General features: G+C 63.8%; 13 protein-coding genes. 5 read left to right on the forward strand and 8 right to left on the reverse strand.

The window, feature by feature from the left end; genetic code table 11:
• Positions 1–14: 14 nt before the first annotated feature.
• Entirely contained in the window at positions 15–725 is a 711-nt protein-coding gene (locus NK8_RS26205; RefSeq protein WP_213232621.1) for a GntR family transcriptional regulator, read from the forward strand.
• A 41-nt stretch (positions 726–766) separates the two neighbouring features.
• On the opposite strand, the gene NK8_RS26210 is transcribed toward NK8_RS26205, so the two are convergent.
• Positions 767–2,053, reverse strand: a complete 1,287-nt coding sequence (locus NK8_RS26210; RefSeq protein ID WP_213232622.1) for an MFS transporter — start codon at positions 2,051–2,053, stop codon at positions 767–769.
• 301 nt (positions 2,054–2,354) lie between these two features.
• On the opposite strand from NK8_RS26210, the gene fae reads away from it, so the two are divergent.
• Positions 2,355–2,888 (forward strand): formaldehyde-activating enzyme, encoded by a 534-nt coding sequence (gene fae, locus NK8_RS26215; protein ID WP_162070178.1) that lies wholly within the window; start codon positions 2,355–2,357, stop codon positions 2,886–2,888.
• Between the two features lie 12 nt (positions 2,889–2,900).
• Here the strand turns inward: fae and NK8_RS26220 are convergent, their stop codons facing one another.
• Together NK8_RS26220 and NK8_RS42915 are read right to left on the reverse strand one after the other, a co-directional pair.
• Positions 2,901–3,383, reverse strand: a complete 483-nt coding sequence (locus NK8_RS26220; protein WP_367657809.1) for a transcriptional regulator — start codon at positions 3,381–3,383, stop codon at positions 2,901–2,903.
• Positions 3,380–3,739 carry a DUF6516 family protein gene (locus NK8_RS42915; RefSeq protein ID WP_367657810.1) on the reverse strand — a complete coding sequence of 120 codons (360 nt, stop codon included), beginning with the start codon at positions 3,737–3,739 and terminating at the stop codon, positions 3,380–3,382. Before NK8_RS42915 ends, NK8_RS26220 begins: the two co-directional genes overlap by 4 nt.
• A gap of 494 nt (positions 3,740–4,233) precedes the next feature.
• Here NK8_RS42915 and katG point away from each other — a divergent pair, with 494 nt between their 5' ends.
• On the forward strand, positions 4,234–6,495 hold the full coding sequence (katG, locus tag NK8_RS26225; protein ID WP_213232624.1) for a catalase/peroxidase HPI: 2,262 nt from the start codon (positions 4,234–4,236) through the stop codon (positions 6,493–6,495).
• A 62-nt stretch (positions 6,496–6,557) separates the two neighbouring features.
• Here katG and NK8_RS26230 read toward each other — a convergent pair whose 3' ends face one another.
• A complete protein-coding gene (locus NK8_RS26230; protein WP_213232625.1) occupies positions 6,558–7,313 on the reverse strand; it encodes a hypothetical protein in 756 nt (251 codons plus the stop codon).
• 131 nt (positions 7,314–7,444) lie between these two features.
• Here NK8_RS26230 and NK8_RS26235 point away from each other — a divergent pair, with 131 nt between their 5' ends.
• Positions 7,445–8,269: an oxaloacetate decarboxylase gene (locus NK8_RS26235; RefSeq protein WP_213232626.1), complete on the forward strand. Its 825-nt coding sequence runs from the start codon at positions 7,445–7,447 to the stop codon at positions 8,267–8,269.
• Positions 8,270–8,295: 26 nt separating this feature from the next.
• Positions 8,296–8,694, forward strand: a complete 399-nt coding sequence (locus tag NK8_RS26240) for a RidA family protein (protein WP_061177458.1) — start codon at positions 8,296–8,298, stop codon at positions 8,692–8,694.
• Positions 8,695–8,706: 12 nt separating this feature from the next.
• On the opposite strand, the gene NK8_RS26245 is transcribed toward NK8_RS26240, so the two are convergent.
• The 4 genes from NK8_RS26245 to NK8_RS26260 form a co-directional block, all read right to left on the reverse strand.
• Complete coding sequence (locus NK8_RS26245; protein WP_162070173.1) at positions 8,707–9,585, reverse strand: oxaloacetate decarboxylase; 879 nt, start codon at positions 9,583–9,585, stop codon at positions 8,707–8,709.
• A 20-nt stretch (positions 9,586–9,605) separates the two neighbouring features.
• Positions 9,606–11,018: an MFS transporter gene (locus NK8_RS26250; RefSeq protein WP_213232627.1), complete on the reverse strand. Its 1,413-nt coding sequence runs from the start codon at positions 11,016–11,018 to the stop codon at positions 9,606–9,608.
• A gap of 40 nt (positions 11,019–11,058) precedes the next feature.
• Positions 11,059–11,748 carry a GntR family transcriptional regulator gene (locus NK8_RS26255; protein WP_225936471.1) on the reverse strand — a complete coding sequence of 230 codons (690 nt, stop codon included), beginning with the start codon at positions 11,746–11,748 and terminating at the stop codon, positions 11,059–11,061.
• A gap of 103 nt (positions 11,749–11,851) precedes the next feature.
• Complete coding sequence (locus tag NK8_RS26260; RefSeq protein WP_213232631.1) at positions 11,852–12,667, reverse strand: cytochrome c; 816 nt, start codon at positions 12,665–12,667, stop codon at positions 11,852–11,854.
• Positions 12,668–12,728: the final 61 nt, after the last annotated feature.

The following is a 12,728-nucleotide window of genomic DNA, read 5'->3' on the forward strand; positions in this document are numbered from 1 at the left end:
GAAAAGAAGGCGCCATGACACAGCCTCGTTTCAAGCAGATCGAAGACGCGTTGCGGCAGCGGATCGTCTCAAACGATCTCGCGCCGGGCGTGAAGCTTCCGTCGGAAGCCGAGCTCGTCGCGCTACACGGCGTGAGCCGCATCACGATCCGGCAGGCGCTCGCGGGTCTGCATGCGAGCGGGTTGATCGAGAAGATCAACGGGAAGGGGAGTTTCGTGACGCGTCCTGCCGAGCGCTCGGACCTCGGGCAACTGACGGGCTTCTACGAGGCGGCGCGCAAGCGTGGCCAGACGGCGCACGGCGAGTTGCTGTCGGTGCGGTCGGTTGCGGCGCCGCCGTTTGCGGTGCGCTCGCTTGGCCTCGAGGAAGGCGACTCGCTCGTGTGCGCTACGACGCTGCGGCTGTGGGATGCCGTGCCGGTGGCGCTGTTCATGGTGATGGGGGACGCGGCGCTCATCGACGCGCTCGTCGCCGAGGATCTCGAGACGAACGACGTGATGAGCATCTTCGAGGAGCGGCTTGGCTATCGGCTCAAACACGTCGAAACGGAGAGCGCGGCGATCGCCGCCACCAAGGATTACGCCCGGCGGCTGAAGGTTGAGCCGGGGACGCCGCTATTGCGCGTACGCTGTACGCCATTCGATATCCAGGGCAATGCGCTTTGTTGCGCCGAGCTGGTGTTTCGTGGGGACCGGTTTGCTTATCGTGCGAAGGTTTCGCGGTAGGTTTTTCGCCGGATCCGGCGAAACCCGCCATAGCCGCGCCCTCAGGCGGCCGTAGTAGCGATCCGTTCCCGCGAACCGCCCCTGGACCGCTCCGGATGCAACCAACGCAAGGCCGCAAGCGCAGCGGCAATCAACATGCCCGCGCTCGTAGCGAAACCGAGTTCGTACGCGTGCGCGCTCGTATTGCCGTGCGCCTGCACGATCCGGCCAATCAGCATCGGCGCGATCGCGGCGCCCGTGCTCGCAAGCGCCGTATGAATACCGATGAGCGCGCCACGCTGCGCATCCGGCACGACTTCCGACAACAGCGCAGGCGCGAGCGCAAAACACACGGTAGGCAACGCGCCCGCCAGCGCGAACACCGCGACCTTCTGGCCAGGCGAAAGACCCGGCAACATCAACGCAAAGTACAGACACGCGCCGCCCACAAACGCCGCACACAGCAAACGCACGCGCGCACTGCGTGACGTTGCGCCCCGCGCGAGCATGCGCTGCGACAGCCAGCTGAGCCCGAGACTGAACGGCGCCGCCGTGGCGATCACGAGCGCGAACCATCGTCCCGACGTGATGCCCGAGTAGCCGAGCGCCTGCTCCAGATAGGTCGGCAGCCAGGTCATGTTCGCGCCGAGCATCCAGTAGCCGGCGAAGCCGAGAAAAAACACGCAGAGGATTGTCGGGTTGCTCAGCAGCCTGCGATAGGGCACTTTCTGAAGCGGCGCGCTCGCGGGCCCGCGAGCGCGCTGCACGAGATTGCCCTCGCGTCCGACGCCCAGCCACAGCACGCTCCACACCGCGCCGATGATGCCGAGCACGATGAAGTTGGTCCGCCAGCCCCAGTGATGCGTGATGACCGGAATCAGCAACCCTGCGAGCAGCAGGCCGACGACGGCGCCCTGATTCAGAAACGCGACCGGCATGTTGCGCTTTTCGTCGGGAAACCATTTGTAGAGTGCGTGGACCGACACCGGATAGAACGGGCCTTCCGCCGCGCCGAGCACGACGCGGCTCACGAGAAACGCCGCCATGCTGCTGAAGAGCGCCTGTGGAATCTGGAGCACGGCCCAGATCATGCCCATCGCGAGCAGCAGCCAGCGCGTCTGGATCCGGTTCGAGAGGAACCCGACCAGTACAGTCGATACGGCGAACAGCCAGAAGAAACTTCCCGCGACGACGCCGAATTGCGCCGGCGACAGGTTCAGTTCGCGCATGAGCGGCACGGCAACCATGCCGAGCACGATCTTGTCGAGGAAGTTGATGAGGGCAAGCGCCGTCAGCATCAGGGTCGTCATCCACGCCGCGCGTGGCCTGTAACCGTCGAGTGAATTCATGGTCCGGGTCGGCTCGATGATGGGCGCGCAGCGGCGCGCCGCAGGGTGCAAGTCAGGTTCGGCCGCGCTCGCTCGTAGCGCATGCCGCACGCTTGCCACGTTAAGGGCGCGTGGCGAACCGCACCCCCACCCGAAACAGGGAGGACAGGGAAAACGCCGTCCCGCACAGTGTGTCACGCGGCGGGAGCAGTCTGTCGTGAGCGTGGGATGGAACCCCGGGCAACGGCGATGGCATCGTCCTTGCGTGTGGACGTCCCTTCGGTTTATCGAAACATCGTTCCGCCCCAAAAGGAGAGTGCTCATGAGTCTGGATCTGACGTTCCGTGCCGGCGAAGCAACCGTGCTGGCCGCCCCGGGACAAGCGACCGATGCAATGCCGGAAATTCTGATTGGCCGCGTCGACGGGCCGGTGGGCCACGCGTTCGCCAACATGATGGCGCAGTCGAAAGGCCACACCGCCATGTTCGCGATTCGCGCGTGCAATCAGATGGTGCGCCCCGCGACGATGATCGTTCCGAAGGTGACGCTGAAGGACATGGGCAATATCGACCTGTTCGGCGGCGTCGTGCAGTCCGCGACCGCCGATGCCGTGGTCGATTGCCTGATCGAAGGTATCCTGCCGAAGGATCAGGCGAACGATCTGTGCATCATCAGCCTCGTGTGGATCGATCCGCGCTGCGCGACGGACGCGAACCTCGACAAGAAGGACATGTATCGCACGAACTACGAGGCGACGAAGCTCGCGATTCAGCGCGCGATGAACAACGAGCCGAGCGTGGACGAACTCATCGCGAATCGTCACAGTATCCGGCACGACATGGACGACTGGAGCTGAGTCGGGCGGTCGTCAGCGGCTGCCTGCCGGGCGGGGGTCGCGCTTGCGCGGCGCCGCGCGTCGACGCGGGGTGCGCGGCGCCTGCTCGTGAACTTCATCGATGGCGGGAGCGAGCGCCTTGCGTGCCGTGGCGGCGGGCGGTGCGAGATCGGCTGCCTTCAGCGTGAAATCGACATGCACAGTGTCAAACGGAAAGACGATGGCGCCGTGCTCGTCATGCTCCAGCAGGCCGGCTTCGAGGAGCGCCGTGACATCGCGATGCACACCCTTCACGTCGCGTTCGATTCGCCTCGAGAGCTCACGGATGGACATGGGGCCGGCGCCGGTCATCGCCCGGATGATCTGCCAGCGTGGGGTCGTGAAGGTGCGGAAGAGCAGTTCGGGGGTGGCGTAGGAGAAGAAGTGACCCTGGAACTTGCCGCTCTTGACGGCCGCCAAGACCCTTTCGCCGACCTCTTCCAGTGAAGCGATGCCAATCGTGACGGTCTTCATCATCTCAACCTCCATCTGTTCCAGAGCTTCACATCGGTTAGGAAATCTGAATAAAGCTGCCCGACGGAAGTAAATTCATAAGCCGTTTCACCGTCGACGAAATGGCGGTGATCGCCTTTCCCTTGCTCGTTGTCGTAGCGCAGGACGCACTCGTTCGATACGACGTACGCAAGCCTGTACTTGTACGCATGCGTACATCCCGGTACCGGCCGCGGAACGTGCCATATGGTTACTTCGACGAACGCATTGTGCGAATACGCCTCGCGTACCTTCGCAATGAGACTGGCCTTTGTGTTGGACATTTTGACAACACCCTGATGTGTTGTCAAATCCTCCAACACGCAACGATTTCCGACCATTTCCCGAACGGACGACTAGACGCGGTCCTCGTCCCGCGCATTCCGTCTGCCAACCGACCGAGACGCTGCTAGACTGAAAGACCCTGCCCATTCGCGCGAAACACGCGCGACGAGTTGCGCTGGTCCGTCGAGCCCGATCCCTACACCCTCTGGAAGGAGCTTTCATGACGAATCGAAGTCAGGCACGCCGGCCCATCGCGCCATGACGCGTCGCTCGTCATCCCGCAGTGCAGCAAGCACGCGCATCTCGAAAGCGCCGTCGGCTTATAGCCGTCACCTATCGGCGGCATTGCAAAAATCGCATTCTATTGAGCGTCGCTCTCACGTATTTTTCAAGATGAGGAAGGCTGCCGGGACGAGTCGCGCTCGTCCGCCGCGCGCCGCGACAACCCTTTCTGGACCAGGTTCGTGCAGCACGGAACGCACGCAAGCCTGACGCCTTGGAAGTGAGTAGTAGAAAAACTAGTGGGTACGTCCTCGCAAGGAGATAACGCATGTCGAACGAATCGAAGTGCCCGTTTACGCATGCCGCCGGCACAGGAACGACGAACCGCGACTGGTGGCCGCGGCAACTACGGGTGGATCTGCTGAATCAGCATTCCGGCAAGTCGAATCCGCTGGATACGGGTTTCGACTACGCCGAAGCATTCAAGAGCCTCGATCTCGCCGCGGTCAAGCAGGACCTCGCAGCGGTGATGACCGATTCGAAGGACTGGTGGCCCGCCGACTTCGGCCACTACGGTCCGCTGTTCATCCGCATGGCGTGGCACAGCGCGGGCACCTACCGCATCGGCGATGGACGGGGAGGCGGCGGGCGCGGCCAGCAGCGTTTCGCGCCGCTCAATAGCTGGCCGGACAACGTCAGCCTCGACAAGGCGCGGCGTCTGCTCTGGCCGGTGAAGCAGAAATACGGCCAGAAACTTTCCTGGGCCGACCTCATTATTCTGGCGGGCAATGTCGCGCTCGAAACGATGGGCTTCAAGACCTTCGGCTTCGCAGGCGGCCGCGAGGACACGTGGGAGCCGGATCAGGACGTCTACTGGGGCAATGAGAAAACCTGGCTCGGCGGCGATGTCCGCTACGGCAAGGGCGCGGCGGGCAACGACGACGATCAGGGCGTGATCACCGCCGATGTCCAGAAACACGGCGAGGAAGTCAGCCGCACCGACGCCGGCCGCAATCTGGAGAACCCGCTCGGCGCGGTGCAGATGGGTCTGATCTACGTCAACCCGGAAGGCCCGGACGGCAATCCCGATCCGCTCGCGGCAGCGCACGACATCCGCGAGACCTTCGCGCGCATGGCGATGAACGACGAGGAAACCGTCGCGCTGATCGCCGGTGGACACACCTTCGGCAAGACGCACGGCGCGGGTCCGGCGGACAACGTCGGCCCCGAGCCGGAATCCGCCGATCTGGAGAACATGGGCCTCGGCTGGAAGAGCAGCTACGGCAGCGGCAAGGGCGCGGACACGATCACGAGCGGTCTCGAAGTCACCTGGACCACCACGCCGACGAAGTGGGGCAGCGGCTTCTGGGAAAGCCTGTTCGGACACGAATGGGAGCTGACGAAGAGTCCGGCGGGCGCGAATCAATGGGTCGCGAAGGATTCGGCGGAGACCGTGCCGCACGCGCACGATCCATCGAAGAAGATCAAGCCGACCATGCTGACGACGGACCTGTCGCTGCGCTTCGATCCGGAATACGCGACGATTTCGAAGCGCTTCTGGGAGAACCCCGACCAGTTCGCCGATGCCTTCGCCCGCGCGTGGTTCAAGCTGACGCACCGCGACATGGGTCCGAAGGCGCGCTATCTCGGGCCTGAAGTGCCGTCGGAAGAACTGCTGTGGCAAGACCCGATTCCGGAAGTCGATCATCCGCTGGTCGGCGATGAAGAGGTCGCGGCGCTCAAGCAGAAAGTGCTGGCGTCGGGGCTGTCGATCTCCGAACTGGTGTCGGCGGCGTGGGCATCGGCATCGACGTTCCGTGGGTCCGACAAGCGCGGCGGCGCCAACGGCGCGCGCATTCGCCTCGCCCCGCAGAAGGACTGGGAAGCGAACGAGCCGGAGCAGCTTGCGAAGGTGTTGAAGACGCTCGAAGGCATTCAGGGCGAATTCAACGGCGGGCAATCCGGCGGCAAGAAGATCTCGATAGCCGATTTAATCGTGCTGGCGGGCGGCGCGGCGATCGAAAAGGCCGCCGAGAAGGCCGGTCACAAGGTCACGGTGCCGTTCACGCCGGGCCGCATGGACGCCACGCAGGACCAGACCGACGTGCAATCGGTCGGGGCGCTCGAACCGGTCGCCGACGGCTTTCGCAACTTCATCAAGTCCAACGTGCGCGTGCCTTCCGAAGCGTTGCTGATCGACCGGGCGCAACTGCTGACGCTGACCGCACCGGAGATGACCGCGCTCATCGGAGGATTGCGCGTGCTGAACGGGTCCGGCAAGGGTACGCATGGCGTCTTCACCGACAAGCCCGAAACGCTGACGAACGACTTCTTCGTCAACCTGCTCGACATGAACACGGAATGGCAGCCGATGTCGTCGGCCCGCGATGTGTTCGAAGGGCGCGACAGCAAGACGGGTCAGCGCAAGTGGACCGGCAGCCGTGTCGACCTGATCTTCGGGTCGCATTCGGTGCTGCGCGCGTTCGCCGAAGTCTATGCGAGCAGCGATGCGCAGGAGAAGTTCGTGAAGGACTTCGTCGCGGCCTGGGCCAAGGTGATGAACCTCGATCGTTTCGATCTGAAGAAGTAGCAGCAGAAGTAGGCCAAAGCGCGGCGGTCCTACGGGACCGCCGCTTTTTTTTGCGCGAAGCCTCAATGCGCCACGCGCGCTGCCCGTTGCCTGAACAACAACCCGCACACGACGATGAACATCGCGAGTGCGATCGACGCGCCATAGCGGCTCATCGCGAGTCCACCGTTCGCGACCGGCTTGTCGAGAAAGTCGCCGACCACGGCGCCGAGTGGCCGCGTCAGAATGAACGCGCTCCAGAACAGCACGGTGCGCGACACCTCCGTGAAGTAGTACGCAAGCACGATCAGCAGCAACAGGCCGCCGAAGATCATCGCCGCGCCCGTGTAGCCGAAGCCCGCGCTGTCGGCGGTCCAGTCGCCGAGCGCGGTGCCGAGCGTCTGCGAGAACATGATCGTCACCCAGTAGAACGCTTCGGCTTTCGGCGATGCGATCGTCGATACCGATACCGAGCCCATCACGCGATGCCACACCACGAGCGACGCAAGCAGCAGCGCGAACAGGATCGCGCTACCGCCCGCGTAACCGATGCCGAGCGAGCGGTCGGCGAAGTCGGCGAGCGTGGTGCCGACGGTCGTCGTCGCGATGATGGTGATCCAGTAGAGCGCGGGCTGAAACCGATCCGCCCTGATCTGCGCGATCACCGCGACGACGAAAACCGCCGCGAAGATGAACGTGCTCATCAGATAGCCGAGATTCATCGACATCGAAAGCGCGTCGCCGCCGGTTTCGCCGAGCGTCGTCGCCGCGATCTTGATGACCCAGAACGCGAGCGTCAGCTCCGGAACCTTGGTGAGTGCATGCTTTGCTTGCTCCATGTCGTTTCTCATGGGATGGGAAAGGGGTCAAGCGTAGTGGGCGTTTGCTTAAGAGAGACTTAGTGATCAGCGCGTTTTTGCGCGATCGCGTATCGTCTACATTCCGACTCGCAGATCGACAGGAGACCCGTATGCCCCGCACCGTCGCCGAGAAACGCGCGGCTTTTCGCGCGCTGCACGAATCCGGTTGTTTCATGTTGCCGAATCCCTGGGATGTCGGTTCCGCGCGTTATCTCGCGACACTCGGCTTCAAGGCGCTCGCGACGACGAGTTCCGGTTTCGCCTGGTCGCGAGGCTACGCGGATAACCACGTGACGCGCGACGCCGTGCTCGCGCACTTGCGCGAGATCGTCGAGGCGACCGACCTGCCCGTGAACGCGGACTTCGAAAGCGGCTTCGGCGCGACGCCGGAGGAAGTCGCGCAGAGCGTGAAGCTGGCGGTGGAAACGGGCGTCGCGGGCTTGTCGATCGAAGACTCGACCGGCGATGCAGCGGCGCCGCTCTTTCCGGTCGATGTCGCCGTGGCGCGCATGAAGGCGGCGCGGCGCGCGATCGATGAAAGCGGCGGCGACACGCTGCTCGTCGGCCGCGCGGAGAATTTCTTCGCAGGCAAGCCCGATATCGACGATGCGATCGCGCGTCTCAAGGCCTATTCCGATGCGGGCGCGGATTGCCTCTACGCGCCGGGCATCAAGACACGCGAGCAGATCGAGGCGGTGGTCAAGGCGGTCGGGCCGAAGCCGGTGAATCTGCTGATCGGCGGCGTATCCGAATTCACTTTGAGCGATGTCGCCGCGCTCGGCGTGCGGCGCGTGAGCGTCGGCGGGGGACTCGCGCGGGCGGCGTGGGGCGGGTTCATCCGCGCGGCGCAGGGACTCGGCGAAGGGCGCTTCGACGGGTTCAAGGACGCGGCGGCGGGCAATGACCTCAATGGAATATTCGACGCGCGCGGATAGTTCCTTACGCAAAGGAGAACATGCACATGGCCCGCGAACTTATCCGCGTCGAACCGCTTTCGACCTGGCTCGAACGATTCAAGGCACCGACGTCCGCCGTCGCGCGTCACGGCGATACGGTCTACGTGTCGGGCTTTCCGCCGTTCGATCCGGAAACCGGCGAAGTCGTTGCGAATGCAACCATCGAACGGCAGACGGAACTGGTGCTTCAGCAGTTGAAGCTGTGCGTCGAGACGGCGGGTTCGTCGCTCGATCAGGTGTTGAAGTGCAATGTCTATTGCACGTCCGTGGATGCGTTTCCTGTCGTGAACGCCGTCTACGGACGCTTCTTCGGACCGAATCCGCCGGCACGCATCTTCATCAACGTGCCGGCGTGGCCGGGCGGCTTCGACATCGAGATCGACTGCGTCGCGGCGCTCGCGTGAGGGCGGATATCGTCAGTCCGCGTGCGCCCGGTCGAATGCCCACACTTCCGGGAATCCCATCAACTCGCACATCTCGGGGAACGGATACATCGCGGCTGAAGCGCTCATCGTGCCTTTGCGCGCGAGAATCTCGCCATAGACATCCTTGAGCGCCTTCGCGACAGACAGAAAACCCGACGCCGGATAAATCGCCAGCGAAAATCCGAGCTTCTGCAATTCCTCGGGCGCAAGCTGCGGCGTGCGTCCGCCTTCGACGACATTCACGAGCAGCGGCATGTCGAACGCGCGCCCGATCTTCTCCAGTTCCTCGACACTCTCCGGCGATTCGATGAACAGCACATCCGCGCCGGCCTTCGCATAGGCTTCGCCACGACGCAACGCTTCATCGAGCCCGAGCGACGTGCGTGCGTCGGTTCGCGCGACGATCTGGAAATTGCCGTCGCTTCGGCTTTCCACCGCGACCTTGATCTTGCGCACCATGTCTTCGAGCGCGATCACGCGCCGCCCCGGCGTATGACCGCATTTCTTCGGGAACTCCTGATCTTCGAGCTGAATGCCCGCCGCGCCCGCCTGCTCGTAACCGCGCACCGTATGCGCGACGTTCAGCAATCCGCCGTAACCCGTGTCGCCATCGCAGATCATCGGCGTGTTGGTGCCGCCGCAAAACGCCGCCACGCGATCGACCATGTCGGTATAGGTCGCAAGCCCCGCGTCCGGCAGACCGAGGTAGGACGCGACCGTGCCGAAGCCCGTCATATAGAGGCATTCGAAGCCCATCGAGTCGGCCATCTTCGCGGAGATCATGTCGAAGATGCCCGGCGCGGTGACGATCTCCTTGCGCGCGAATCGCGCTTTCAGTGCCTGACGCTTGTCTGCATGCGTAACGCTCATGACGATTTCCTTGGAAAGTTTCAACGATGTGATTCGCGCGACAGCGCCGCGGCCGCGAGCGCGTCGTCGGTGGCAGGCGTTGGCGCGATGTCTTCCAGCGAACGGCGATTCGTCTCGATGCCGAACATCGCCAGCACGACGGCCATCACGATGAGCGCGCCGATGATCATCGACAGCACGTCCTTCACGCCGCCCGCCGCGTACATCACGACGACGAGTTGCGGCGCGAAAATGCCGGTGATGCGCCCCGCGCAGCCCGCGATGCCGTTCGCGCGCATGCGGTTCTCGGTGGCGAAAAGCTCGGGAATGTACGTCGCGATGCCGAGCGCGACCATCAGATACGTCAGCGTGAAGAGCAGGAAGCCGAGCAGCGTCGCCATTGCGACGCCAGTGGAATTTCCATACAGCCAGCCGATCACCGCCGCCAGCACCGCGACCGCGATCAGCCCGTTCTTGCGGCCGATCCGGTCAGCGACGAGTACGCCCAACAGCGCGCCCGCCGGCCCGCCGAGCGCCATCAGCGACGAATAGCCGAGCGACGACGCCATGCCCACGCCCTGTTTCATCAGGAACGTCGGCACCCACACGATGAAGCCGTAGATCACCATGTTGATCGCGATCTGCACGACGATCGACACGAACGTGCGGCGAATCTGCGAAGGCGAGAAGAGTTCGAGCAACGTGGTCTTCTTCGTCACGGTGCGCGGCGTATCGTCGATGGGCGGCAGCGGCGCGTGGCGCGACGACTCTTCTTCGGCGGCGCGCAGGATCGCTTCGGCTTCCTCATAACGGCCTTTCGATTCGAGCCAGCGCGGCGACTCGGGCATCTTCTTGCGGATCACCCAGACGACCATCGCGCCGACGCCGACGATCGCGAACATCGCGCGCCAGCCGATCGTCGGAATGATGAGATAGCCGAGGAAGGTCGAGAAAAAGAGCGCCGAGTTCGTGATCAGCGAAAGATACGCCGACCATCTGCCGCGCACCGCGGGCGGCATGAACTCGCCCACCGAGCCATAGCCGACGACGATCTCCGCGCCCAGGCCGAGCCCCATGAAGAAGCGGCACACGATGAGCCACGTCATGTCCGGCGCGAACGCGCCCGCCAGCGACGCGAGGCCGAACACCGCGAGGTTGAACTGATAGGTGAACTTGCGGCCTTTCGCATCGCCGAGCACGCCCGCCGTGAACGCGCCGATCAACATGCCGATGAAGGTCGACGAGAGGAACGCGGCGTTGAGCTGCATCGTCGACCAGCCGGTCTTCGAGAGCGCGCCGAGCACGCCGCCCGCGAGATAGACATCGAAGGAATCGAGAAACATGCCCGCGCCGATCAGCCATAACACGCGCTTGTGAAAGCCCGAGATCGGTAATCGGTCGAGGCGGGGACCCGCGTTTACAGTGCTGATCGTCATGCTGTCTGTGGCCGCCATGTCGTGTCTCCGGTGCCGATGCTGTTATGACTCGAACCGCTCAAGGCTGGAACGCGGAATGTTCCCTGTCGTGGCGGTCGAGCACCGCCTTTTCGGCGGCGAGGATATGGCAGCGCGTGACGGCTTCCGCCCACGCGGCGTTGCGCTGTTCGAGCGCGAGTACGATTTCGAAGTGCTGTCGCGCGCTGCGCTCGCGGTCGCGGTCATCGTAGGTGTCGAACGTCCATTTGATGAGCGGCGTTTCCTTCATCGACCTGAGCGAGCGGTCGAGACGCGCGTTGTTCGCGGCGGCCGTGATGATCGCGTGGAATTCGCCGTTCGCGGTGAACCACGCTTCGCAGGATTCGGCGGTCGTCGGATGCTGGGTGATGGCGAGCATCGCGTCGGCCAGTTCTTTGAGACGCGCAATATCCGATGCGCCGATCGAAAGCGCCGCGCGCCCGGCGAGATACGGCTCGATCAGAAGGCGCGCCTCGAAGATCTCGCGCGCGTCCTGCAAGGTCCACGCCTTCACGCGCACGCCGTAGTTCGGGCGCGTTTCGACCCAGCCTTCGGCATCCAGCCGACGCAAGGCTTCGCGCACGGGCGTGCGGCTCACACCGAGGCTTCTCGCCAGCACTTCCTCGCGCAGATACTGGCCGGCGCCGTACTGACCGCCGGCGAGCGCGTCCTTGATGGCGACGTAGACGTCGTCCGCGGAACGCGCTGCTTCGGGCGGGATTGTATGCAAAACTGGCTCGATCTGCGGCACGATGCGTCCGTTTCGATGGCTAACATCAACATTGTATGCAATGTTGACGCGATGAAACGTGGGGATTTCCCGCAGTGCCCGCTTACTTCCGGTGTTTCGCCATGTAACCGAGATACGCGATGACGGCGTCGAGATCGCTGTCGCTGATGGCGTTTTTGTCGAAGCCGGGCATTTTCATGTCGGGCCAGGCGCGGATCGACTTTGGATTGCGGATGAACGACTTCAGCACCCACGGCTGGAAGTATTCGGTCGGGTTGTGCGGGAGGTTGAGGTCGGGGCCCATCGAGGCATCGCCCGCGCCGTTCATCTTGTGGCAGACCATGCATTGCGTCGCGAGCACGGTCTGTCCGCGGCGAATCGGCGAATCGGCGGGCACGCTCTTGTCGACGGCGATTTGCGGAAACCGCGCGGCGAGCGTCGGCGCGATGCGGATCGCATCGACCTTGAAGGGCCATTGCTCGCTGCTGACGCCCGACGCGCCCGGATCGATCCACACGACATAGAACGGACCGATATCGCCGATGCCCGGCGCTTGCGGCCACGGCGCGTCGGGCGGTTCGATCGCGAGCCACGGTTCGGCGCGCTGCTTCGCGGCGCTAAAGAGCAACTTCGCCGACAGGTGCGTGACGAAGCCATCGGTGCCGGTTATCTGCAATTCCTTGCCTTCGGGCAATGTCGTGATGCCGAGCAGCGCGCGCAGCGGCACCGCGCGATACGTCATCGTGCGGTGGAACGTGACGTCGTTCGGCACGCGGATCGTGGCGGCGTCGGGGCGCGCGAGCAACTGATCGGTCGTGAGCGAGCGTTCGCCGCCGACATTGATCGCGAGGGTCGCGGCAAGCGAGGAAGCGCAAGCCAGCATCAGGCTCGCCAGTGCTATTGCATGTCTGAAGCCCATTCGGATCCGCATCCTTTTCTCACGCGCTCTGCCGAACACGAGTCGCATGATTGCACATGGA

Origin of the sequence: Caballeronia sp. NK8 (genome assembly GCF_018408855.1) — a bacterium.
GTDB lineage: Bacteria > Pseudomonadota > Gammaproteobacteria > Burkholderiales > Burkholderiaceae > Caballeronia.

What these genes read in the sequence shown, in the direction of transcription:
- NK8_RS26205 (WP_213232621.1), top strand. Translation starts at nt 15, where the DNA reads ATGACACAGCCTCGTTTCAAGCAGATCGAAGACGCGTTGCGGCAGCGG.
- NK8_RS26245 (WP_162070173.1), bottom strand. Translation starts at nt 9,585, where the DNA reads ATGAGCGTTACGCATGCAGACAAGCGTCAGGCACTGAAAGCGCGATTC.
- NK8_RS26230 (WP_213232625.1), bottom strand. Translation starts at nt 7,313, where the DNA reads ATGGAGCAAGCAAAGCATGCACTCACCAAGGTTCCGGAGCTGACGCTC.
- NK8_RS26220 (WP_367657809.1), bottom strand. Translation starts at nt 3,383, where the DNA reads ATGATGAAGACCGTCACGATTGGCATCGCTTCACTGGAAGAGGTCGGC.
- NK8_RS26210 (WP_213232622.1), bottom strand. Translation starts at nt 2,053, where the DNA reads ATGAATTCACTCGACGGTTACAGGCCACGCGCGGCGTGGATGACGACC.
- NK8_RS26260 (WP_213232631.1), bottom strand. Translation starts at nt 12,667, where the DNA reads ATGGGCTTCAGACATGCAATAGCACTGGCGAGCCTGATGCTGGCTTGC.
- NK8_RS42915 (WP_367657810.1), bottom strand. Translation starts at nt 3,739, where the DNA reads ATGGTCGGAAATCGTTGCGTGTTGGAGGATTTGACAACACATCAGGGT.
- NK8_RS26240 (WP_061177458.1), top strand. Translation starts at nt 8,296, where the DNA reads ATGGCCCGCGAACTTATCCGCGTCGAACCGCTTTCGACCTGGCTCGAA.
- katG (WP_213232624.1), top strand. Translation starts at nt 4,234, where the DNA reads ATGTCGAACGAATCGAAGTGCCCGTTTACGCATGCCGCCGGCACAGGA.
- fae (WP_162070178.1), top strand. Translation starts at nt 2,355, where the DNA reads ATGAGTCTGGATCTGACGTTCCGTGCCGGCGAAGCAACCGTGCTGGCC.
- NK8_RS26235 (WP_213232626.1), top strand. Translation starts at nt 7,445, where the DNA reads ATGCCCCGCACCGTCGCCGAGAAACGCGCGGCTTTTCGCGCGCTGCAC.
- NK8_RS26250 (WP_213232627.1), bottom strand. Translation starts at nt 11,018, where the DNA reads ATGGCGGCCACAGACAGCATGACGATCAGCACTGTAAACGCGGGTCCC.